Here is a 22,007-nt window from a genome sequence, read left to right as displayed (position 1 = left end):
AAGCACCCTTCTTTTTTACATTAATCTATGGATAAAATGTCATGTTGCTGTGGAAGTTTTGGTGCCCGAATTTCTAACACGCCATTTTGATATGAAGCCTTCGCTGCTTTTTTATTAATTGAATACGGCAACTTAATTAATCTTGATGCTTCTGAAATGGAACGTTCTCGGCGATAATAGTTATGGGATGTTTGCTCTTCTTCTTCCAGTATCTCTTCTTTTACAGAGACTTTTAAGTATTCATTTTGTATTTCAATTTGAATTTGTTCTTTTTGTATACCTGGTAGTTCAGCTGTAACAACAAGTTCTTCGCCAACTTCGTATAAATCTACAGGGAATGTTAATAAACGATTTCCTTTTTGGAAAAAATGATTTAAATCAGCAATTACATTGCGAAGTGGTGTTTGCTCGAAGAAATCATCAATTTGCTTTAAATAATTGCGAACCGGTGGGCGAGAAGAGTCTTTTTTTTCTTCACTCATGGTATTCCCTCCTAGAAATCAATTTGCAATATCATATGACAAAAGCGGAGAAAGGTGATTGCCTAATTTTCATGTTTTCATAAAAAATTGTTAAAAATGTGAAATGGAGTGATTTTTTTATAGTTTTTGGTCGCCATATTCAGTTGATTATGCTAGTATAAATAGGGTTGATATAGTAGTATAGAGACAGAATGAAAACTGAAAGAGGGTAAGAAGTATGTGTGGTTTTGTAGGATGTTTATGTGAAAACCCTAGAGAGTTTTCAGAAACAGAAAAACATCAATTTGAAAATATGAACACGATGATTTTCCACCGTGGTCCAGATGACGAAGGATATTTTCGTGATGAGCATGTACAATTTGGCTTCCGCCGTTTAAGTATCATTGACTTAGAGGCAGGACATCAGCCGCTAACTTATGAAAATGATCGATATGTAATTATTTTTAATGGTGAAATTTACAACTATGTAGAATTACGTGAAATGTTACTTGAAAAAGGTGCAACGTTTGCAACGCAATCTGATACAGAAGTTATCATTGCATTGTATGCACATATGAAAGAAAAATGTGTAGACTACCTTCGTGGTATGTTTGCATTTATGATTTGGGATCGTGAAGAAAAGAAACTTTTCGGTGCACGTGACCACTTCGGTATTAAACCTTTATACATCGCACAACAAGGTGATACTACATTCTTCGCATCTGAGAAGAAAAGTATTATGCATGTGATGGAAGATAAAGGCGTTAACCCAACGTCATTACAACATTATTTTACGTACCAATATGGTCCAGAGCCAGAAACATTAACAATTGATGTTAATAAAATCGAACCTGGTCATTATTTCGTAAAAGAAATCGGTAAAGAGATGGAAATCCATCGCTACTGGAAACCTTATTTCAATGCTTCAAGTGCAACGAAAGAGGAGCATATCCAAGCAATTCGTGATGTGTTATATGATTCAGTAAAAGTGCATATGCGCAGTGATGTACCAGTAGGTTCATTCTTATCTGGTGGTATCGATTCATCTATCATCGCTTCTATCGCAAGAGAAATGAATCCAAATCTTTTAACATTCTCTGTTGGGTTTGAGCAACGTGGTTTCAGTGAAGTTGATGTTGCGAAAGAAACTGCTGAGAAATTAGGCGTTAAAAACCATAACGTATTCATTTCAGCGAAAGAGTTTATGGATGAGTTCCCAAAAATCATTTGGCATATGGATGATCCTTTAGCAGATCCAGCAGCTGTACCGTTGTACTTCGTTGCTAAAGAAGCACGTAAGCATGTAACAGTTGTTCTTTCAGGCGAAGGTGCAGACGAGCTATTTGGTGGTTATAACATTTATCGTGAGCCAAACTCACTGAAAATGTTCTCTTACATTCCTAGCCCAGGTAAGAGCGTTCTAAAAGCACTAAGTGGTGCTCTTAAAGAAGGCTTTAAAGGAAAGAGCTTCCTAGAGCGTGGATGTACGCCAATTGAAGAGCGTTACTATGGAAACGCGAAAATCTTCCGTGAAGAAGAGAAAGCTGAATTAATGAAGTATTACAATGAAAGTGTTAACTATATGGATATCACGAAACCATTGTATAACGAAATTAAAGATTATGATGATGTAAGCAAAATGCAGTACATTGACATGTTCACATGGTTACGCGGTGACATTTTATTAAAAGCTGATAAAATGACAATGGCAAACTCATTAGAACTTCGTGTACCGTTCTTAGATAAAGAAGTATTCGATGTTGCATCTAAAATTCCAACTGAATTTAAGATTGCTAACGGAACTACGAAAGCTATTTTACGTGAAGCAGCACGCGGAATCGTTCCAGATCACGTATTAGATCGTAAAAAACTTGGATTCCCAGTACCAATTCGTCACTGGTTAAAAGACGAAATGCATGATTGGGCTATCAATATTATAAACGAGAGTAAGACAGAGCATTTAATCGACAAACAGTATGTATTAAACTTACTGGAAGCACATTGTGCAGATAAAGGCGATTATAGCCGTAAAATTTGGACTGTACTTGCGTTTATGGTATGGCATCAAATTTATGTTGAGCATAAATACGATACGAATAAGTTCCACGAAGAAACGAAACGTGCGTATAGCTTAGTTTAATTAGAAAAACCTTAAGATCGTATATGGTCTTAAGGTTTTTTTCATAAATAGGACGTATTATTGATACAATAATAGTAAAAGGATGGACAACATATGATTACGTTTGAAAAAGTAACTGTAGAAAATGAAAACGTTGTAAAAGAAATGTTTCGCTCACATAGTTTAAGTGAGAAACAGGTACAGTATTGTGTGAAAGTCGATGATACATATATTGGTGTAATAGATTATCGTGTTCAAGGGGAGACTGCGATTTTATCTCAGTTAATTATTCACTTTGACTATCAAAGTTACGGTTATGGGACAAATACATATTTCACATTTGAAATGATGATGAAAGAAAGAAATGTGAAAGAGATAAAGGTATTACAAACGGAATTAACAGAACCAGTGAAATCTTTCATAGAGAGCTTTGGATTTAATGTGGAAGACGGAATATATGTGAAGAAAATATAGCGATGAGTAGTTATGCGGGATAAATATAAGGCAGGTGGATGTATGACGATGACTTCTGGTCTTGTATTAATTGGAGGGTGTTTTTTAGTAGCGGAGCTAAGCCATATGTTTATTCGAAAAAGAATGAATAAGAAGAGAAAGCCGTATGAATTACAATATGCTCCAGTGTTTTTCCTTTTGTTTTGTATGCTACTTACATTACAAAACATAACGAACTTTCCACCTCTTTTAAATGTTTTTTTAAAGTTCGGTTTGCTGTATAGTACCACTGGCATAGCCCTTTTATTTCTTTTATTTTGCATACGTTATATTCACTATCAATCGTATATATTTATATTAAATTGGTTAAAGCAAAATGATAGAAACCGCCTTACATAAGGCGGTTTTTTTATTTACGTTATGTATTGACTGGAATTACAATTACTTTCTTATGCCCATTACTTTTTTACATGTTACGCTTAAAAAATTTGAGTAGTAAATAGGTACAAAAATATTTTGAATAAAAATGAGGGCGGAATTATATATATTGAAAAAGTTTTCTGATATATCTATTGACAATGTATGAGATATACATTAATCTTTAAGTGTAAATGATAATCAATTTCATCTAGGAGGGCTTATGACACGCACTAAAAATATTCTTATACTTTGCGTTATGTTACTAATGGTCGTAATCGCAGGGTGCGGTAAAGAAGAAGAGAAGAAAGATAAAGATACATTAGTAAAGGCAAAAGATTCTTATAGTATAAAGCATGCAATGGGCGAAACGACAGTAAATGGTACGCCAAAAAGAGTTGTTGTTTTAACAAATGAGGGTGCTGAGGCACTTTTAACTGTTGGAGTAACGCCGGTTGGAACGACGAAACCACGAGCTGGTGATGAATGGTATCCTCATTTAGCGAAAGAGTTAAAAAATACGAAAGTAGTAGGAACTGAGCGTGACATTAATTTAGAAGCAGTAATGAAGCTTCAGCCGGATTTAATTATCGGAAATAAAATGCGTCACGAAAAAATATACGAGCAGTTAAAAGAAATCGCGCCAACAGTATATGCTGAAACATTACGCGGTGATTGGAAAGAAAACTTCACACTTTATACAAAAGCTGTAAATAAAGAAAAAGAAGGGCAAAATGCTCTAAATGATTATAAAAAGCGTATTGCAGCAATAAAAGGACAATTAGGTGATAAAATTAATTCTAAAGTTTCAATTATTCGCTTCGTCCCTGGTGATGTTCGTATTTATCAAAAAAATTCATTCTCAGGTGTTGTATTAAATGATATTGGATTTAAACGACCACCATTACAAGATAAAGATGAATTTGCAATTAAAGGAATTACAAAAGAGCAAATTCCAAATATGGACGGGGATTATTTATTCTATTTCACATCTGATAAAGACGCGGATAAGAATAATGAAGGAAATACATTAGCAAAAGAATGGACAGAAGATCCACTATTTAAACAACTGCAGGCTTCTAAAGATAATAAAGTATTCCAAGTAGATGAAGTGATTTGGAATACAGCAGGTGGTATTGTAGCTGCAAATCTTATGTTAGATGATATTGAAAAATATTTTCTGAAGTAAATGAATAATCTAGTGCATCACTTTAAATAGGTGATGCACTTTTTATTTTGTTAAAATACAGAAAATTCCTTCTTTTGAGTGTGCATAAGTTGTACAATTAAAATAATCATGAAATAAAGGAGTGGGAATAAATGAAAGCTACTCATAAAGATTGGGTTTTATTTAACGGAAGAATTGTAAATACGAAGGAAGAACAGCCGATGATTCCATTAGAGGAGAGAGGCTTTCAATTTGGTGATGGTATATACGAGGTATTCAGACTATATGATGGGAAGCCACATTTATTAGATTTACATTTAGAACGATTCTTTCATTCTATGGAAGAAATAAAATTAATTCCACCGTTTACTAAGGAAGAGTTAGTGGAAGAGTTATATCAAATGATTGAAAAAAATCAATTTCAAGAAGATGGTAATGTATATTTGCAAATATCAAGAGGTGCTCAAGCACGTAATCATGTATATGAGTCAAATATGCAACCAACATATTTTGCAAACATTGTTTCTTTTCCAAGGCCAATCACGGCTATGGAACGAGGAATAAAAGTTACTGTAGAAGAGGATATACGCTGGAAGTTTTGTCATATAAAATCCTTAAATCTGCTACCTAATATTATGATTAAAAATAAAATAAACGAACAAGGCTATCAAGAAGCGATATTAGTACGAGAAGGAATTGTAACGGAAGGGTGTCATTCAAATTTCTTTATGGTGAAAAATAATAAATTGATTACACATCCGGCTGACAATTTCATTCTACACGGCATTACACGTCACTACGTTATTACATTAGCGAAAGAGTTACATATTGAAGTAGAAGAAAGAGAATTTTCACTTCAAGAAGTGTATGAGGCCGATGAATGCTTCTTCACAGCGACGCCACTTGAAATATTCCCAGTCGTTCAAATTGGTGACGAGCAGTTCGGAAAAGGCGAAATAGGACCGATTACAAAGAAACTCCAAGTTGCATATGAAGAAAGTATTCGTTTGTTTAAAGTTACGAACTAATATTGAAGAAAAAAGCTGGTATTACTCCAGCTTTTTTTCATGATATAATTCAAGCATAGGACAAGATTTGAAAACGCTGTAAAAAGGGGATTTAATGTATGAATTATGAAGATTTTAAAGAAGTAATTCACGGTAGACGAAGTGTTAGAAAGTTCACGGAACAAGAAGTAGCCACTAGTGATATAAAAGATATTATTGATTGTGCTCGTTATGCACCGAGTGATACAAACTCACAAACTTGGGAGTTCTTGGTCATTATGAACCGAGAGAAAATTAAAGAAATTGAACAAATGACATGGGATGCATTACATAAACTTGCGGCAAAAGCGGCAAAAAACGGAGAAGAGAAAGCGGGGAAATTACTTACACGTTCTTTTGGACCATATGCAACAGCTTTCTCGGAGGCACCAGTATTAATCGTATGTTTGGCAACGCCATATGAATCAAAGTTTCGTGAAAAGATATTTGATCCGATTGCTTTTGTTCCAGCTTCAGTTTGGGAAGAAGAAGGAATTAAGAGCAGTTGTTTAGCGGCACAAAACTTAATGTTGGCTGCACATGCGAAGGGGCTTGGTACATGCCCAATGACAGGACCGGTATTGTTAGCTCAAGATGAACTACGACAATATTTACAAATTGAGCCTGAAAAACAAATAAATATGGTTATATCGCTCGGTTTTCCGAAAGATAAGCCGAAGAAACTTCCAAGAAAAGAAGTAGATGAGATTACAACATTTGTTTTTTAAAGTTCAAAATAAAAGGACATTGAATAAACAATGTCTTTTTATTTTGGATAGGTATGTAATTAATCTGTTAGGCTAAAATGATAGATAAGAGGGAATTACTATTTATCCCAATTTATTTCATAAAAAAAATTAATGTTCTATTAAGGAAAGTATGATACATTAATCGTGAGCAATATTCTATTTGTTCATGAAAGTGTTGAAAATAGTTTTAAAATTTAAAAGTTATTTTTGTATAATAAATTATAATGAAATGACAGGGGGGATGAATTTTGAAAAAATTCATAATCACTGGATTGTCTGTATTGTTATTAGCCGGTTGCGGCGCTCCACAAGAAAAAGAGGGTGCGCAATCAAAGCAGGAAGAAAGAGTTGTAAACGCAAGTAATGAGAATATAGTAGTATTTCCTGAAGGAGCAGTGCCAGTCGGAGAAGGAAAAGTAAAAGTTATTACACCAGACGGTACTTCTGAGAATGGTAATATACCAGCTGTATTCATTAAAAAGGATACTTTAATTCAACACGTTGAATTAGAGCTCTCTAATTTTCAAAATGATAAAGAAACATTCGTATTTGTAGATCGAGTGTTTGCAGATAAATATCAAGTAACTAGTACAACACAGACAACAGTACAATTAAAAGAAAAGACGCTTGAAACAGGTAGTCATACGATTACGGCAGTTCAGTATGAAAACAATGATCCGAAAGGAAAGGTTATTAGTTTTAATCAAGCAACATTCGAAACAAAACCAGCGTCATAAGAAGAATAAAAAGTACATTGCTCAAAAAGTAGTGTACTTTTTTGTTTATACTAGAGGATGTAATAGTGAATCACTTGTTTTGTTTTCTAATATGATTAAATTAGGAAGAGATCACTCGTTACTACTATGACAGAAAAAGCGGTTGAAGAGGTGAACCGGTATATTTGTATCTTCTTGATTAATATGATGATGTCAGTAATTTGGTTTATGATGCAAGTTACGTTCCATTATCAAATTTATGACTTATCGATAGGGTCTATTTGTTTTACCATTGTTTAGCTATTATATGATAAACTCGGAATAAGGTAAGTTTCAGAAGAAAAATGTAGGTATTTCATTTGAAATGTCGAATAGTACGTACGATGTCGTAATAACAAATTTTCTATTGTTTACTGTGAAACAGGAGAAGGAGAGATAGTAATGAAACGAGCTCTTATAAATATTGATTATACATATGATTTTGTAGCAGAGAAAGGTGCTTTAACTTGCGGTAAGCCAGGCCAAGAAATTGAGAAGGAAATTGTCCATTTAACGAAGCAATATATTGAAAATGGAGATTATGTTGTCTTTGCGATCGATAAACATGAAGAAAATGATGTATATCATCCTGAATCAAAATTATTCCCGCCTCATAACATAACGGGTACAAATGGAAGAGATTTGTTTGGTGAATTACAAGATGTGTACGAAACATATAAAAATGCAGAGAATGTATATTACATGGATAAAACGCGATATAGTGCATTTGCAGGAACAGACCTAGAGATGAAGTTACGAGAAAGAGGAATAGAAGAAGTGCATCTTGTAGGGGTTTGTACTGATATTTGTGTTCTTCACACAGCCGTAGATGCTTATAACAAAGGATTTAAAATTGTAGTTTATGAAAAGGCAGTTGCATCTTTTAGTGCGCAAGGGCATGAATTTGCACTTGGACATTTTAAATCTTGCTTAAACGCAGAAGTGAAGTGAAAAAAAAGAGGCCTTTAAAAAAAGGTCTCTTTTTACGTTTAAATTGAGACGAGGTTTTGCTCAATTAATTTTTTTATAAATGGGCTAATATTCTCTGGTAGCTTATCAAAATCAAAAAATTGTACACTTAATGATTCGATCCCATCAGCTTTTAGCAAGCCGCCTTTAATGTCTTTGCAAAGATATGCGATTGTTATAGGATAAAACTCATCCCCGTTTGGTAATTTTACAAAAAATTCTTTTCCAGAAAATACGCTTATTAACTGTAAGGTTCCTATTTCAATCCCTGTTTCTTCGAACACTTCTCGTCTCCCAGCTTCTTCTGTTGATTCACCAAGTTCAACGAATCCACCAGGGACACCCCAAATACCATTCTGCCTTTGTTGAAGTAATATTTGTCCTTGTTTATTGAAAACAGCTACAGCAACTCCTGCTAGATTGAGTGGTCTTGATCCGACAACTTTTCTAAGTTCTTCAATATATCCCATTGTATGTAACCTCCGTAAGAAAAAATAAGAGCAAATATACTATTCGTTGTTGTGTAAATATTTTCCTCTTTATAAGAGGGAGAGATGTCCTATAACCTATTTGTTTTATTTGGTAAAATATACATCAAAAAAGGTCAAACAAAATCTTTGACCTTTTTTGACCAAGTGTTATAATAAAGATAGAAAGAGATAATCTTTCATTCATAAATAATAAGGAGGAAAAAATATGCGTAATTTATTTCCAGAGATAACAAAACGTCAAAATGGTATTTTTGATTTTGGGCCTTCTTTATTAGAAGGGATGACAGATGCTTTCTTTAAACCGATGAACATGGATACTTTTAAAGTAGATGTTCATGAACAGTCTGATAAATATACAGTAAAAGCAGATTTACCTGGTTTTCAAAAAGAAAACATTCAAGTTGAATTTGAACAAGATGTATTAACGATTCAAGCAACTAATCATAATGAAGTAGAAGAAAAAAATGAGAATGGCATATATATTCGTAAAGAACGTTCTATAGGTTCTGTAACTCGACGCTTTAATTTTCAACAAGTTGAGGAAGAAAATGTTAAAGCAAATTATAAAGATGGCGTACTGACAATTGAATTGCCAAAATTGAAAGAAGAAAAAAACAGTAAAACAACAATTAATATCGAATAAAAGAGCTGATAAATTCAGCTCTTTTTTTATCTAGTTAATGAATAAATTAGTTGAAATCGTAATGAGTAGAATAAAGTTTTAACGTTTAAAAAATTTCACGATTAGCTCCCCTTAGGTTATTAAAAAGGGTATATTTAAAGGGAAAGGAAAAGAACAGCTAGACATACTGTTTAAAGTGAATTAGTAATAAAGCCAAAATACATAGTAAGGGTAGCAGCATTTTAGAGTAGATAATAGATTGTTCTAGAACAAACTGAGACGATTATGAATTTTTTAATTAGTAAGGAAGTGGTTAGATGAGTTTATTAACGTATACTGAAGAATTTTTTAATTATGTAAGAGAGTTTTTACTTTTAAGATTTTTACTATTTGCTTTCGTTCTAATCATTATTTCATTTGTCATAAACCGCATTATTGATTGGTTTTTTAGGAAATCAAGCTTTTTTGATGAAGAGGTAGAGCAAACGATTCAAAGTGTGATTCGATCTATTTTTAGATATATCATTATCATTAGTCTAATCATATATTTAATTAGCCAATTTGTAGATATAAAAAGTATCATTGCAGGCGCAGGGATAGCGGGGGTTGTTATCGGTTTTGCTGCACAACAGATGCTGAAAGATGTTATATTAGGCTTTGCGAGATTAGCGGACAAAGAGTTTCGTGTTGGCGATTTTGTTACTTTTAACGGAACAAACTCAGGAACGATTGAGGAAATTAGTATTCGTTTTATGCAAATTCGTGAATGGTCAGGAAAACTCCTTACCATACCACACGGAGAGATTAGAACGATACAAAATTTTAATAAAGGCTGGATGCGCGTAATTGAACGAATTACGGTAAGTTATCAGGAAGATCCGACAAGAGTTAAGGGATTGTTAGAGGAAGTTTGTGTGAACTGTAATGAAAAATTGGCCTCAAGTCTTTATAAAGTAGAGGATGAAGCTGTTGAACCTTTTAAATATGTAGGTGTTACAGATTTAAATCCGAATCTGAAATACGTTGGATATGAATTTTGTATTACAGGTTTAATAAAGCCAGAAGATTATTTTGAAACTTCTAGACAAGTAAGATTTGAATTAATGTCTATATTTCATAAGAATCGAGTACAAATGCCAGCAGCAAATATGGTCGTTACTACTGAAAGTTTACAGCATACCCATAGCGGACAATCTGTATCGGACAGCTAAAGTAGAATAGTTTGGTAACGGAAATGCTGCTTTCAACATTGGATAGAAAAATAATAATAAAATGATCGATATAAACAAAGAGCTGAAGAAATTCAGTTCTTTTTAATTTGTAGAATTTAGAAATTTCTTAATGTTATAATGATAGATGGTGATGAAAATGAACTTTGAAGAAAAAGAGATGCATCGTTTAGAGGCATTAAAAGCAATTGCTGAATTATTAAATGAAGCAACAGACTTACAAGACATGTTGGAAAAAGTGTTACATACATTGTTACAAGTTATGAATTTGCAAACAGGCTGGATCTTTTTTATTGATGAAAGTGGAAAGCACCGTATGCTTGTGGATGAAAACTTACCGCCAGCTCTTACGTGGCAAGAGAAGAAGCCGATGTGTGAAGGAGATTGTTGGTGTGTAGAGCGTTTTGTGAATGGAAGATTGGAAAAAGCGACAAATATTATTGAATGTAAGCGAATAGAGGATGCGATTGAATGTAATTGGGGAGATACCGAAAATGTTACGCACCATGCGACAATTCCCCTTAGGTCTGGATCGGAGAAGTTTGGTCTATTAAATGTCGCCTCTCCTCAAAAAACACATTTTTCAGAGGAAGAATTAGCATTATTAGAATCGATTGCATTTCAAATAGGAACAACTATACAACGTATTCAATTAGTAGAGAAAGAACGTAAATATGTAGTTGTAGCAGAACGAAATCGACTTGCACGTGATTTACATGATTCAGTAAAACAATTGTTATTTTCTATCATGTTAACCGCAAAAGGTACGCTAAATATGACGCAAGATAGAGACTTGCAAGAGATGTTGAGCTATATTGGAGAATTATCACAGGAAGCATTACAAGAGATGACACTCTTGATTTGGCAATTAAGACCGGAAGGATTAGAGAAAGGGTTAGCTGAAGCAATTAAAAATTACGGAAAGTTGTTAGGAATTCACGTGGAAGTTCGAATTGATGGAATGGTTTCAATTGGTGATGAAATAGAAGAAGTTTTATGGCGTATTAGTCAAGAAGCGATACATAATTGTAAAAAACATGCTTCGTGTGAAAAGGTACATGTTCTTTTAAAAATAGAAGATAACGAGTTATATTTTTGCATAGAGGATAACGGAATAGGATTTATACAAGATCAGGTACGAGAGTCAGCACTCGGTTTAAAAAGTATGAAGGAACGTATTCAGTTAATGAGGGGATCATTTCAAATAAAAACGGAGCTGAAAAAAGGTACGAAAATTGAAATTCAATTGCCAGTTTGAAGGGGAGAAGAAGGTTGAAAATTAAATTACTACTAGTTGAGGATCATCATATCGTTCGAAGAGGACTTGTATTCTTTTTGAAAACGAGAGAAGAATTTGAAATTGTTGGGGAAGCAGAAAATGGAGAAGATGCGTTAACATTCGTCCAAACAAAAAGGCCAGATGTAGTATTAATGGATCTATCAATGCCGAAGATGGATGGCATCGAAGCAACAAAACGAATAAAACAATATGATGAAACGATAAAGATACTAATATTAAGCAGTTTTTCAGAGCAAGATTATGTTTTACCAGCACTTGAAGCCGGAGCAGATGGTTATCAATTAAAAGAAGTACAACCTGAGCAACTTGTAGCTTCTATTATTGCAGTACATGAAGGAAATACGAATTTTCATCCGAAAGTAACACCAGCACTATTAGGACGATCAGTAGTCAAGAAAGAAAAAGAAAACCCTTTTTCTATGTTAACGAAAAGAGAACAAGAAGTACTTCGTGAAATTGCGCAAGGGCGAAGTAATAAAGAAATTGCAGCAGTGCTTCATATTACAGAACAAACTGTAAAAACACATGTTTCAAATGTTTTAGCTAAATTAGAAGTAGATGATCGTACGCAAGCTGCATTATATGCGGTGAAATATGGGGTTATTTAGGAGGAGTGTATGAAAGTAAGGACTACATTACAGCGGTACATGTCAAGTTTGTCTGAGGCTAGTTATTTTAATGGTACGGTACTAATTGCAAAAAATGATGAAATATTGTTAAGTGAAGCATTTGGAACAGCGAATTTCACATTTAACATTCCTCATACTATTGATACAAAATTTCGAATTGGTTCATTAACGAAAGGGTTTACCAGTACAGCAATTTTACAATTAGAAGAACGTGGATTGCTCTCGGTAGAAGACTCAATTTCAAAATATATAGAGGGATTCTCTTATGGAGAAGATGTTACAATTCACCACCTATTAACTCACACATCGGGTATTTCAAATTTTACAAGTTGGCCTAATTATTGGTCGGATATAATGAGAAAATCTGTATCTAAAGAAGACATTGTGCATGTATTAAAGACGTACCCGTTAGAGTTTAAACCAGGTGAGAGATATAGTTATACAAATTCTGGTTATATTTTATTAACAATTATAATCGAAAAGATTACTGGTTTATCATATAAAGAATATATACATAAATATATATGTCAACCACTTCAAATGCATAATACCGGATGTGAGGATGAGGGTAGAGAAATAGTAGAATCTTTATCAACAGGATATACGATATTTGGAGATATAAAACAAACTGAACATATTGATATGTCATTTCCATTAGGGGCATATGGAATGTATTCGACAGTTAAAGATTTGTTTAAATGGCATAAAGCATTGCGTAGTAGAGAGGTGATTTCAGAAAGTTCACTTCAAAAAATGTTTACTGCATATTCGGATCATTATGGATATGGTTGGGCTATTGAACAAGAAGAATATATTTCTACTAGTCATTTTGGTGATATAAATGGTTTTGTGAATTATTTGATTCGATATGAAAAAGATAATGTTTGTATTATTGTACTAAGTAATATAAATATTACACCGGTCATAGAGATTGCAAATAACATAGCTAAGATTATAAATGGGGAAGAGATTCAGATGCCGAGACCTATAAAGGTGTATGAGGTGAATTTTTTCGATAAATTAAAATGTGTGGGGAAATATATAACAGAAAACAATGAAGTAATTCAAGTTATAGAAAAACAAAATAAACTCTATGTTATAGTGCCGAAACGTTATGGTGTATTGTATAAACTTGAGCTGTATCTTTGTTCTTTTCAAGAGGAAGTTGCAATGTTTCGAACGAAATACGTTGATGAAAAAATAAAAATAAATACAAAAACAGGATCATTATCTTTTGAAGATGTTACGAAAAAATGCATAAAAGCTAATAAAATATATAGTGAAGCTGAATAAAGGTTTTTCTTCTTTCAATAATTAGGTACAATAAAGTGAAACTTTAATCAGTGGAGGGGCTATTCCCCACTGATTATTAGCGCATACCAATTGTGTTTTTACGGGATAAAGCTATGATGGAGGGAGAAGATATGCTATGCCTGGTACAAGAAGTGGGATTGGAAAGATTCAAGCTTCGTTAAACGGTTTATCACCGAAATTGCGAAGTATTGCTGAACATATTTTAAAACATCCACAAGATGTTGTACATAAATCTATTACTGAATTAGCAGAAGTTACGAATAGTTCCGAGGCTACGATATTTCGCTTATGTAAACACCTTGGTTTGCAAGGGTTCCAAGATTTAAAGATTACATTAGCTCGTGAAATTGTCCATACACCGATGCAAAATATTCATGAAGAAGTATCAGCAGAAGACAGTATGGTAACTGTTGCTAAAAAAGTTTTTCATTCACATATTACAGGACTACAAGATACATTGCATTTGTTAAATGATACGGCATTAGAGCAAGCTGTAAAAGCTTTGCAAGAAGCAAATCGAATCGAGTTTTACGGAAATGGTGGTTCTGGTATTATTGCGATGGATGCATATCATAAATTTATGAGAACGGGTATTTCATGTATTGCTCATACTGATTCGCATTTTCAAATTATGGGAGCAGGTTTACTCTCGAAAAATTCAGTTGTTATCGGCATTTCTCATTCTGGTAGCAATAAAGGGTTACTGGAAGCGTTAGAAGTAGCGAAAGCAAGAGGAGCTAAAATTATTGCGATTACGAGCTATCAGAAATCGGCATTAAGTCAACTGGCTGATATTACATTATACACTTCAACACGTGAAACGGAATTCCGCACAGAAGCAAGTTCATCAAGATTAGCGCAGTTAAGTTTATTAGATACTTTGTACGTTGGGTTATCGTTACAACGCCAAGAAGAAACGTTGCAAAATTTACAAAGTATCCGTGAAACAATTTCGATGAAACGAATATAAAAAAGAGGCTGTCCCAAAAGGTGCTTTTTAGCCAAAATCGAATAAAAAGTGAAAGGCAGAAATGTTGATTTTATAACGTTTCTGCCTTTTCAATTTCATGTGATCTTACTTCGAAAGAGACTTATGAGACAGCCCCTTTTTTATTAGTGAATAGTTTATTTATTTTCTTGTAGAAATATGTGACTTACTTATAGCCAGTGATGACTCTCATTTAAAAAAATAAAAAACGATTTATACAACAATTCAAACATTGTTCATAATTTCACAATTTGTTTTTGAAGTGTCATGTTATGATGAACATGTAATGATGATTGAACACTTAAACTTGGCACAATGATTAGCCAAACTAGTGAAGACAGAAGTTATGAGATGAACTCATGAAAAATTCTAAAACACTAAAGGGGAGATCACATATGAAAGCAGTAGTAGTTAATAAAAATAGTAAAGCAAACATTGAAATTATTGAAAAGGAATTACGTCCGTTACACTCAGGTGAAGCGCTAGTAGATGTAGAGTATTGTGGAGTTTGTCATACTGATTTACACGTTGCAAATCATGATTTTGGAAACACAGATGGCCGTATTCTTGGTCATGAGGGTATAGGTATTGTGACGAAAATTGCTGATGATGTTACTTCACTAAAGGTGGGGGACCGTGTAAGTATTGCATGGATGTTCCAATCTTGTGGGCGTTGTGAATATTGCGTAACGGGTAGAGAAACATTTTGCCGTGAAGTGAAGAATGCTGGTTATTCAGTAGATGGTGGTATGGCTGAACAATGTATTGTTACAGCAGATTATGCGGTGAAAGTACCAGAAGGATTAGATCCTGCTCAAGCATCATCCATTACATGTGCGGGTGTAACTACATATAAAGCTATAAAAGTATCGGATATTAAACCTGGCCAACCTATCGTCATCTATGGTTGTGGTGGATTAGGTAACCTAGCTATTCAATATGCTAAAAACGTATTTGGTGCAAAGGTAATTGCAGTAGATATTAATGACGATAAATTAGCCTTAGCAAAAGAGGTTGGCGCTGATATGACTATCAATCCAATTTCTCAAGGTCCTGCTGATAAGATTGTTCAAGAAGAGTTTGGTGGTGCTTATGCAGCTGTAGTAACAGCCGTTTCTAAAGTAGCATTCAACTCAGCAGTAGATGCGGTACGTGCTTGTGGTAAAGTCGTTGCAGTAGGTTTACCAGTGGAAACGATGGATTTAAACATTCCACGACTTGTACTAGATGGAATTGAAGTAGTTGGTTCTTTAGTCGGTACTCGTAAAGACTTAGAAGAGGCATTCATGTTCGGTGCAGAAGGAAAAGTAGTGCCGGTCGTTCAAACTTGTTCTCTAGATAAAGTACAACATGTATTCGAAGAAATGGAACAAGGTAGAATTCAAGGACGTATGGTAATCGATTTTAAACACAATAATTGTGATTGCAATTCACTTTAAATATAAAAAGTATGAGTCTAGCTAAAGACATGTAAAAAAGTTAGGCGACAAAAAGAAGATGATCCCTGTTAAATGCAGGGATCATCTTCTTTGCATTCCACTACTATCAATATCGAGTAATGGGAAAGGATTAAAGGTTCACTTTATCTACAAACGAAAAAGAATCTTTACTTTTAACAAATTTTTTACGATCTGGAACGCTTTGAATTGCTACAACTTGCGTATCTCTTGCTTTCAGTGCATCTTGAATCCCGATTGTCATAAGCTTAATAAATAGAATCGTAATAAAGAATGAAGCAAGGGTGTAAAAAATAATCCACCATGAAAGATTCATTTCATTACGATTTAATCCAATAAGTCCTGCCCAATCATTAGATAGAGAAACAGGTTTCAGCACTCCGTCATAGAGTTCCCGCATTTGTATCCCGCCAATTACAATGTTAAGCAACGCTAAATGGATAACGAGTATGAGTGTTTGGACGATATGTTCCATAAATAATACAAATAAGCGGTCAAGTAATAAGACTCGTAAGTGTTTTTTCATAATATGAAAACGGCTAGCACCCAATAATTGTGAACTTAAAATGTAATCTCGTTTCATAAATTCATCAACCTCTGAGGATATATATAAAGAAAGTGTAGGCAGAGCGACGAAAATAAGTACGAGTACTTGATAAAACGTAAATGAAATATTTGGATTTAACCCATCAGCATTTGATGTGATTACAATATTAACGGGTGTGATGAGTATGAATGCGATAAATAAAGTTGGAATATAATAAAAAACTTCTGAGCATGCCTGGAAAAATCTCTTGAGTTTTGGAGCAAATAAACTTAAGAGGATTCCTATACATGTTCCGCATAAAATTCGAAAGAAGCTAATTGCCATGGCTAATAAAATAGTGAATTTTGCTCCTTCTATAATTTGTAAGAAAACAGACTCACCAAAACGATCAGATCCAAAAGGCGGAATTAACGATGGTGGAAAGGGGGCCTTTCCAAGTAATTCGTTATTGTCATTGTAAAGTAACTGTGGAGGTTTTGGGATGTTATCTTTAAAGAACCAACTATAAATAAAACTAGCTGAAATAAGTATGAATAAATAAGTGAAACCGATTAAAAAGCGTTTTGATTTCCAAATAGATTTCATAATGCTACTCCTTTCAAGTGCTTGTGCCATCTATTCATCATGAATGAGATTATTTGAAAAATAGTATAAAACGGTAAAATAATCATGACCAGTATGATAAATGCAGCGGGAGGTGAAATAAACGCCTTATTAAATAAAAATTGAATAATGCCATCCATATTAAAAACAAATTCTAAAATGAATAAATTAGAAAGTAAGAAAACAAAAATCGTTTTTAAATGGTGGAAGAAGTGGATAGATATATTTTTGAATAAATGAATGCGTAGTATATAACTTGATGAAAGGCCCTTTCCATAGGCAACTTCTACATAATCTTTTCCATGTTCTTCTTTTATGTATAACACCATCATCCGAAACATTTGTAATGTAGGTAAGACCGCTAAAGATAAAATAGGGAGTAAATAAGCTCGATTTTCATTAAAAGAAATAATGGTGACAGGAGATTCCCCGAATTTCTTAAGTAACCATATGAAAAATATTTGCAAACAAATCATCATCATCATATCAGGGACAGCTTCTAATATGAACACAATTCGATTTACCCATTTTTTTATATAATCTTTTGCTAAAAAATAAAAAAATGCCATGCTAGCTGATAGAAAGAGCGCAAGTAAAAAGGCTAAAAATAATACAGTAAATGAATATAGGTAAGGTTCTAAAACGGTTGGGAATAAGGGTGTTTTTTTGAAACTACCAAATTTCGGGTCTGATCCTATAACCACTAATGATTCAGGGGAGAAAACATCCTTTAACATAGTAACAATCTGATTAAAAAAAAGAATTGGTTGAAAGGTAAATCCGTTTTGAGTGATAAATAAATAAGGTAAATTTAATAATAGTAACAGTGATAAAAAAATGGATGAAAGCTTAATTGTGAATTGAGATATTTTATGTAACATTAAATCCCTCCGACATCTTTTTACAACATTATACAATAAAGTTTGAAATATTGTTTTATTTTTCTGAAAAATAAAAATATCATTAGATTTTATCCTTTTCAGCAAGAAAACTCCATCTAATTTGTGTTATGGGTGAAACCCAACAATTTAGGTGAGATTGTTTCTTCTTTTAGGTTATGTGTGGGGAATTAAAAAAACTCCTAGGGATCAATGAATACCTAGGAGGGCACCTGCGTCATATAACAAATTTACAATTATGTTGTGTTTTTGTTTGAAATGCATATTGTTTCATATACATTGTAATCAATATATTTAAGTTTATAAGAGTTATACTTTTATCTAAACTCGTAACCAAAATAACCACTAAATCCAAATAGTACTATTGCGGCTGATTTAGATATCCATTTAATTAAGATTGGATTTAGAAAAATTCTAGTAAAATGAACAAAGCCTAAAAGATACCAACAGCTATTATGATAAATGTAGATGTACTTGCATTATCTAATGAAGAGACTAGAACCAGACCGAAGACCCCTATCCAAAATACAATATTAGCCGGTGATAGAGCAATCATAAAAGTTCTTCTATTTTATTCAATTACTATTCTTTTCAATTGTTTCAACAAAAAACAAGATTGTGGTGATTCTTTACATTACTTCTAGCGAGTTACAAAAGTATCTCTTTGTTGAAGTTCATTGCTTAAAACCCCATAAGATCCTTTACATGTTTAGCGTTCTGTTTAGATGTTAGTTTTTCAAGTAATAAAAATGCAACATCAAAAGCTGTACCTGGATTTGAAGATGTAATAATATTTCCATCTTGAACAATTAAATCATTTTGTACTTTTGCACCGAAATTCTTTAACTGCTCTTTTCGTTTACTCGTTGGATGACTGTATGTGGTAGCTTTTTTACCTATAAGAATTCCACTTTTACCAAGTGCTAATGATGCAACACAAATACTTGCAATAGGTTTCTGTTTGACATGAAAATGTTGAATAACATGTAAGAATTCTTTACTGTATGCATCCCGATAAAAACCAGCTTCTTCAAACCCTCCTGGAATAGCTAGTGCATCAAACTCATCCAATTGAATATTATCAACCGTTTTTTCGGGTATGATAGTAAAATTCCAAGTACAAGTTAATTTATCCCGAAGACCAACTGTTATGACCTCGGTTGACCCGTCTCCCTCCCACTTATTCCAACCTAGTACGTCTGTAAATACACTAGCTTCTACTGCTTCAAATCCGTCAGCTAATAATAATAAAATCTTTTTCATATAGTAAATCGCCTCCTAATATCCTTATTTTATATGGATATAAAAAGCTGATGAATAAGTTAAATAAGGATATTTAATTGTTTGGCTTTATTATGTAAAGAATTTAGATTATTATATTTTATAAAAAAAGGTTGGGTACTTTATGGATCAAATTGATAAAAAAATCTTAGGGTTATTACAGTCAAATGCAAAAATTTCAATGAAGGATTTAGCTGAAGTAGTTCACTTATCTTCTCCGTCAGTAACTGAGCGAGTAAGAAAGCTAGAGGCGCAACAAATTATTGAAGGTTACCATGCACATATTTCCCTAAAAAAAATTAACCGCCCAATTTCGGCACTTATTCTGTTTAAATCAACGAATTGTAAAGCGTTATCTAACTTTTGTTATAATCATCCGGATGTAATTGAGTGTTACAGAGTAGCGGGGGAAATTAGCTATATTGTCAAATTAGCAACTGATTCTGTAGAAAGTTTAGAACAATTTATTGATGATTCAATGCAATATGGTACGCCATCAACAAATATTGTATTATCTTCTCATGAAAAAAAGGTAATCGCTCCCTTTATTAGTGAAAAATAAAAATACATGCCTAATCAATTAACTATTACTTTCTTAATGTTTTTTTTGAAAATAGCCCTTATTTTTCGGACTTGTATAAAAAATAAGGGTCTCTAATCATTTTTCTTATATTGTTTTTCAACACCTTTTTCATGCAAATGAGTAAAAAGTAAAGTTTGGAAGGACTATGTATGAATGTGTTGTTAATGAAAGAAAAATAGTGTGTTGCGTAACGAATATAACGTAACTTTACCGCCGGGGGGAATTTAAATTTAGTATGTAAGTGAAATGTCATGAGGGGAATTATATTTTATCATGAAAAAAATTTTCTTTTTAAAACTTGATTAGAGAAAAAATATTTTATATACTAATTCATGTAAACGGTTTACTAGATCATATTTTGCTAGAAACGAAGGGAAGATTCGCATGGAAACAAGGGGGAGAGTAATCGGGATTGATATCGGTACCACAAGTACAAAAACGGTTGTGTTCACAGAAAAAGGAAAAGTCGTTGCATCACATGCAGTAGATTATCCAATTATTCAACCGAACGTTGGATGGGCTGAGCAAGATCCCGATGTAATATGTGCTGCTGTTTATAAAACTGTAAGCGTTGCCATAGAAAAAGGTGACGTGTTACCAGAAGATATTTCTTCAATTGGTATTAGTACAGCAATGCACGCATTAATTGCAGTAGATGAAAAGGGTGTGCCGTTAACGCGCTCTATCATTTGGGCAGATAATCGTAGTACGAAACAAGCGGAAAAATTATTACAACATATGAATGGACATGAAATTTATAGACGTACAGGTACACCAATTCATCCAATGTCGCCACTATCTAAATTACTATGGATGAAAGAAGAGGAACCAAAATTATATAAAAGTGCTTATAAATTTATTTCTATTAAAGAGTATGTTATTTACCAATTGTTTTCACGCTACGTAGTTGATTATTCCATTGCTTCTGCTACAGGGTTATTCAATTTAGAAACGTTAAATTGGGATGTTGATGTGCTGGAAATGTTAAATATTTCTTCAGAACAATTATCAACCCCAGTACCAACTACATATATTTTATCGGGTATGAAACCGGAATTAGCACAAAAGATGGGTATTCGTGAAGATACTCCAGTTGTTATTGGTGCAAGTGATGGTGTTCTTGCGAATGTAGGCGTTGGAGCCATATCGCCTGGATCAGCTGCAATTACGATTGGAACAAGTGGTGCAGTTCGAACAATTTCATCTAATGTTAATACAGATGAAAAAGGAAGAACGTTTTGTTATGCATTAACAGACGAGCACTGGGTGATTGGCGGACCAACGAATAATGGTGGCATATTACTGAGATGGTTACGTGATGAATTTGGTAGCCCAGAACAAGAAGTTGCAAGAAAACTTGGCATTGATCCGTATGATTTATTAATTAAATATGCGGAAAGTGTACCAGCTGGAGCAGGTGGATTGCTATTTTTACCTTTCTTATCTGGAGAACGTGCACCTTACTGGAATGCAAATGCTCGTGGTACATTCTTCGGAATTAATCTTCAGCATAAACGAGAACATTTTATTCGTGCAGTCATGGAAGGGGTTTGTATGAGCGTATATTCTGTTGCACTCGCAATCAGGGATTGTACAGGGCCACTTACTGAAATACGCGTTTCAGGAGGATTTGCGAAATCTGCATTTTGGAGACAAATGTTATCCGATATGATGGGAAAAGAATTGCTTGTTCCTGAAAGTCATGAAGCATCTGCGCTTGGGGCAGCGGCAGTTGCTTTATATGCTGTAGGAAAAATTGATTCTCTTGAAGAGGTTAAGGATTGGATTGATATTGTTCATCACCATGTACCGAATAAAGAAAATACGGCTATATATTTAGAAATGTTTTATATGTATGAACGACTTTATAATCGCTTGAAAGAAGAATTTGATTGTATAGCTGCTTTCCAACGTAAACAATAGGGGG

At 33.5% G+C, this 22,007-nt stretch carries 22 protein-coding genes and 2 pseudogenes; 18 read left to right on the top strand and 6 right to left on the bottom strand.

Annotated features, from left to right (window positions below; all coding sequences use genetic code 11):
• Nucleotides 1-20: 20 nt before the first annotated feature.
• A complete protein-coding gene (locus tag LMD38_RS15505) occupies nucleotides 21-482 on the bottom strand; it encodes an Hsp20/alpha crystallin family protein (RefSeq protein ID WP_001288082.1) in 462 nt (153 codons plus the stop codon).
• A 217-nt stretch (nucleotides 483-699) separates the two neighbouring features.
• Here LMD38_RS15505 and asnB point away from each other — a divergent pair, with 217 nt between their 5' ends.
• From asnB to LMD38_RS15465, 9 genes and pseudogenes are all read left to right on the top strand, one after another.
• Nucleotides 700-2,601, top strand: a complete 1,902-nt coding sequence (gene asnB, locus LMD38_RS15500; protein WP_000333816.1) for an asparagine synthase (glutamine-hydrolyzing) — start codon at nucleotides 700-702, stop codon at nucleotides 2,599-2,601.
• 93 nt (nucleotides 2,602-2,694) lie between these two features.
• Nucleotides 2,695-3,054 (top strand): GNAT family N-acetyltransferase, encoded by a 360-nt coding sequence (locus tag LMD38_RS15495; protein ID WP_000627505.1) that lies wholly within the window; start codon nucleotides 2,695-2,697, stop codon nucleotides 3,052-3,054.
• A 48-nt stretch (nucleotides 3,055-3,102) separates the two neighbouring features.
• Nucleotides 3,103-3,432, top strand: coding sequence for a hypothetical protein (locus tag LMD38_RS15490; RefSeq protein ID WP_000200470.1), 330 nt, complete (start codon nucleotides 3,103-3,105; stop codon nucleotides 3,430-3,432).
• Between the two features lie 8 nt (nucleotides 3,433-3,440).
• Nucleotides 3,441-3,536 (top strand): annotated as a pseudogene (locus LMD38_RS28845) (phosphatase PAP2 family protein); the annotation flags it as partial.
• 137 nt (nucleotides 3,537-3,673) lie between these two features.
• A complete protein-coding gene (locus tag LMD38_RS15485; protein ID WP_000198716.1) occupies nucleotides 3,674-4,639 on the top strand; it encodes an ABC transporter substrate-binding protein in 966 nt (321 codons plus the stop codon).
• A gap of 131 nt (nucleotides 4,640-4,770) precedes the next feature.
• Nucleotides 4,771-5,646 carry a D-amino-acid transaminase gene (gene dat / locus LMD38_RS15480; protein WP_228919798.1) on the top strand — a complete coding sequence of 292 codons (876 nt, stop codon included), beginning with the start codon at nucleotides 4,771-4,773 and terminating at the stop codon, nucleotides 5,644-5,646.
• A 98-nt stretch (nucleotides 5,647-5,744) separates the two neighbouring features.
• Nucleotides 5,745-6,392 carry a nitroreductase family protein gene (locus tag LMD38_RS15475; protein ID WP_061183506.1) on the top strand — a complete coding sequence of 216 codons (648 nt, stop codon included), beginning with the start codon at nucleotides 5,745-5,747 and terminating at the stop codon, nucleotides 6,390-6,392.
• Nucleotides 6,393-6,661: 269 nt separating this feature from the next.
• Nucleotides 6,662-7,150 carry a putative periplasmic lipoprotein gene (locus LMD38_RS15470; RefSeq protein WP_000713485.1) on the top strand — a complete coding sequence of 163 codons (489 nt, stop codon included), beginning with the start codon at nucleotides 6,662-6,664 and terminating at the stop codon, nucleotides 7,148-7,150.
• A gap of 420 nt (nucleotides 7,151-7,570) precedes the next feature.
• The gene (locus tag LMD38_RS15465; RefSeq protein WP_061183507.1) at nucleotides 7,571-8,119 is read left to right on the top strand and encodes a cysteine hydrolase family protein; all 549 of its coding nucleotides are present in this window, start codon (nucleotides 7,571-7,573) and stop codon (nucleotides 8,117-8,119) included.
• 38 nt (nucleotides 8,120-8,157) lie between these two features.
• Here LMD38_RS15465 and LMD38_RS15460 read toward each other — a convergent pair whose 3' ends face one another.
• Nucleotides 8,158-8,607 carry an NUDIX hydrolase gene (locus tag LMD38_RS15460; RefSeq protein ID WP_000540519.1) on the bottom strand — a complete coding sequence of 150 codons (450 nt, stop codon included), beginning with the start codon at nucleotides 8,605-8,607 and terminating at the stop codon, nucleotides 8,158-8,160.
• Between the two features lie 226 nt (nucleotides 8,608-8,833).
• On the opposite strand from LMD38_RS15460, the gene LMD38_RS15455 reads away from it, so the two are divergent.
• From LMD38_RS15455 to adhP, 7 genes are all read left to right on the top strand, one after another.
• The gene (locus LMD38_RS15455) at nucleotides 8,834-9,271 is read left to right on the top strand and encodes an Hsp20/alpha crystallin family protein (protein WP_001245060.1); all 438 of its coding nucleotides are present in this window, start codon (nucleotides 8,834-8,836) and stop codon (nucleotides 9,269-9,271) included.
• Between the two features lie 296 nt (nucleotides 9,272-9,567).
• Complete coding sequence (locus tag LMD38_RS15450; protein ID WP_062821113.1) at nucleotides 9,568-10,461, top strand: mechanosensitive ion channel family protein; 894 nt, start codon at nucleotides 9,568-9,570, stop codon at nucleotides 10,459-10,461.
• Nucleotides 10,462-10,618: 157 nt separating this feature from the next.
• On the top strand, nucleotides 10,619-11,737 hold the full coding sequence (locus LMD38_RS15445; protein ID WP_062821114.1) for a GAF domain-containing sensor histidine kinase: 1,119 nt from the start codon (nucleotides 10,619-10,621) through the stop codon (nucleotides 11,735-11,737).
• A 14-nt stretch (nucleotides 11,738-11,751) separates the two neighbouring features.
• On the top strand, nucleotides 11,752-12,387 hold the full coding sequence (locus LMD38_RS15440) for a response regulator (RefSeq protein WP_000694641.1): 636 nt from the start codon (nucleotides 11,752-11,754) through the stop codon (nucleotides 12,385-12,387).
• 9 nt (nucleotides 12,388-12,396) lie between these two features.
• The gene (locus LMD38_RS15435) at nucleotides 12,397-13,701 is read left to right on the top strand and encodes a serine hydrolase domain-containing protein (RefSeq protein WP_014893780.1); all 1,305 of its coding nucleotides are present in this window, start codon (nucleotides 12,397-12,399) and stop codon (nucleotides 13,699-13,701) included.
• 136 nt (nucleotides 13,702-13,837) lie between these two features.
• Entirely contained in the window at nucleotides 13,838-14,692 is an 855-nt protein-coding gene (locus tag LMD38_RS15430) for a MurR/RpiR family transcriptional regulator (protein WP_001119639.1), read from the top strand.
• A 413-nt stretch (nucleotides 14,693-15,105) separates the two neighbouring features.
• Nucleotides 15,106-16,149 carry an alcohol dehydrogenase AdhP gene (gene adhP, locus LMD38_RS15425; RefSeq protein WP_000649103.1) on the top strand — a complete coding sequence of 348 codons (1,044 nt, stop codon included), beginning with the start codon at nucleotides 15,106-15,108 and terminating at the stop codon, nucleotides 16,147-16,149.
• Between the two features lie 130 nt (nucleotides 16,150-16,279).
• Here the strand turns inward: adhP and LMD38_RS15420 are convergent, their stop codons facing one another.
• The 4 genes and pseudogenes from LMD38_RS15420 to LMD38_RS15405 all read right to left on the bottom strand — a co-directional run bounded on the left by LMD38_RS15420 (nucleotide 16,280) and on the right by LMD38_RS15405 (nucleotide 19,479).
• Nucleotides 16,280-17,299: an ABC transporter permease gene (locus LMD38_RS15420; protein ID WP_062821115.1), complete on the bottom strand. Its 1,020-nt coding sequence runs from the start codon at nucleotides 17,297-17,299 to the stop codon at nucleotides 16,280-16,282.
• A complete protein-coding gene (locus LMD38_RS15415; protein WP_062821116.1) occupies nucleotides 17,296-18,198 on the bottom strand; it encodes an ABC transporter permease subunit in 903 nt (300 codons plus the stop codon). Before LMD38_RS15415 ends, LMD38_RS15420 begins: the two co-directional genes overlap by 4 nt.
• A 335-nt stretch (nucleotides 18,199-18,533) precedes the next feature.
• A pseudogene (locus LMD38_RS15410) lies at nucleotides 18,534-18,775 on the bottom strand (LysE family translocator); the annotation flags it as partial.
• A gap of 122 nt (nucleotides 18,776-18,897) precedes the next feature.
• Nucleotides 18,898-19,479 carry a DJ-1/PfpI family protein gene (locus tag LMD38_RS15405; RefSeq protein WP_000722332.1) on the bottom strand — a complete coding sequence of 194 codons (582 nt, stop codon included), beginning with the start codon at nucleotides 19,477-19,479 and terminating at the stop codon, nucleotides 18,898-18,900.
• Between the two features lie 142 nt (nucleotides 19,480-19,621).
• On the opposite strand from LMD38_RS15405, the gene LMD38_RS15400 reads away from it, so the two are divergent.
• On the top strand, nucleotides 19,622-20,059 hold the full coding sequence (locus LMD38_RS15400; RefSeq protein WP_049112869.1) for an Lrp/AsnC family transcriptional regulator: 438 nt from the start codon (nucleotides 19,622-19,624) through the stop codon (nucleotides 20,057-20,059).
• A 405-nt stretch (nucleotides 20,060-20,464) separates the two neighbouring features.
• Nucleotides 20,465-22,003, top strand: coding sequence for a gluconokinase (gene gntK / locus LMD38_RS15395; RefSeq protein ID WP_062821117.1), 1,539 nt, complete (start codon nucleotides 20,465-20,467; stop codon nucleotides 22,001-22,003).
• The last annotated feature ends 4 nt before the right edge of the window (nucleotides 22,004-22,007 follow it).

The organism is Bacillus pacificus (assembly GCF_020861345.1).
In the GTDB taxonomy this organism is placed as follows: Bacteria; Bacillota; Bacilli; order Bacillales; family Bacillaceae_G; genus Bacillus_A; species Bacillus_A pacificus.
The sequence above is the reverse complement of the archived record's forward strand: the minus strand, read 5'-3'. Positions and strand labels throughout refer to the sequence as shown.

What these genes read in the sequence shown, in the direction of transcription:
- LMD38_RS15505 (WP_001288082.1), bottom strand. Translation starts at nt 482, where the DNA reads ATGAGTGAAGAAAAAAAAGACTCTTCTCGCCCACCGGTTCGCAATTAT.
- asnB (WP_000333816.1), top strand. Translation starts at nt 700, where the DNA reads ATGTGTGGTTTTGTAGGATGTTTATGTGAAAACCCTAGAGAGTTTTCA.
- LMD38_RS15495 (WP_000627505.1), top strand. Translation starts at nt 2,695, where the DNA reads ATGATTACGTTTGAAAAAGTAACTGTAGAAAATGAAAACGTTGTAAAA.
- LMD38_RS15490 (WP_000200470.1), top strand. Translation starts at nt 3,103, where the DNA reads ATGACTTCTGGTCTTGTATTAATTGGAGGGTGTTTTTTAGTAGCGGAG.
- LMD38_RS15485 (WP_000198716.1), top strand. Translation starts at nt 3,674, where the DNA reads ATGACACGCACTAAAAATATTCTTATACTTTGCGTTATGTTACTAATG.
- dat (WP_228919798.1), top strand. Translation starts at nt 4,771, where the DNA reads ATGAAAGCTACTCATAAAGATTGGGTTTTATTTAACGGAAGAATTGTA.
- LMD38_RS15475 (WP_061183506.1), top strand. Translation starts at nt 5,745, where the DNA reads ATGAATTATGAAGATTTTAAAGAAGTAATTCACGGTAGACGAAGTGTT.
- LMD38_RS15465 (WP_061183507.1), top strand. Translation starts at nt 7,571, where the DNA reads ATGAAACGAGCTCTTATAAATATTGATTATACATATGATTTTGTAGCA.
- LMD38_RS15460 (WP_000540519.1), bottom strand. Translation starts at nt 8,607, where the DNA reads ATGGGATATATTGAAGAACTTAGAAAAGTTGTCGGATCAAGACCACTC.
- LMD38_RS15455 (WP_001245060.1), top strand. Translation starts at nt 8,834, where the DNA reads ATGCGTAATTTATTTCCAGAGATAACAAAACGTCAAAATGGTATTTTT.
- LMD38_RS15450 (WP_062821113.1), top strand. Translation starts at nt 9,568, where the DNA reads ATGAGTTTATTAACGTATACTGAAGAATTTTTTAATTATGTAAGAGAG.
- LMD38_RS15445 (WP_062821114.1), top strand. Translation starts at nt 10,619, where the DNA reads ATGAACTTTGAAGAAAAAGAGATGCATCGTTTAGAGGCATTAAAAGCA.
- LMD38_RS15435 (WP_014893780.1), top strand. Translation starts at nt 12,397, where the DNA reads ATGAAAGTAAGGACTACATTACAGCGGTACATGTCAAGTTTGTCTGAG.
- LMD38_RS15430 (WP_001119639.1), top strand. Translation starts at nt 13,838, where the DNA reads ATGCCTGGTACAAGAAGTGGGATTGGAAAGATTCAAGCTTCGTTAAAC.
- adhP (WP_000649103.1), top strand. Translation starts at nt 15,106, where the DNA reads ATGAAAGCAGTAGTAGTTAATAAAAATAGTAAAGCAAACATTGAAATT.
- LMD38_RS15420 (WP_062821115.1), bottom strand. Translation starts at nt 17,299, where the DNA reads ATGAAATCTATTTGGAAATCAAAACGCTTTTTAATCGGTTTCACTTAT.
- LMD38_RS15415 (WP_062821116.1), bottom strand. Translation starts at nt 18,198, where the DNA reads ATGTTACATAAAATATCTCAATTCACAATTAAGCTTTCATCCATTTTT.
- LMD38_RS15405 (WP_000722332.1), bottom strand. Translation starts at nt 19,479, where the DNA reads ATGAAAAAGATTTTATTATTATTAGCTGACGGATTTGAAGCAGTAGAA.
- LMD38_RS15400 (WP_049112869.1), top strand. Translation starts at nt 19,622, where the DNA reads ATGGATCAAATTGATAAAAAAATCTTAGGGTTATTACAGTCAAATGCA.
- gntK (WP_062821117.1), top strand. Translation starts at nt 20,465, where the DNA reads ATGGAAACAAGGGGGAGAGTAATCGGGATTGATATCGGTACCACAAGT.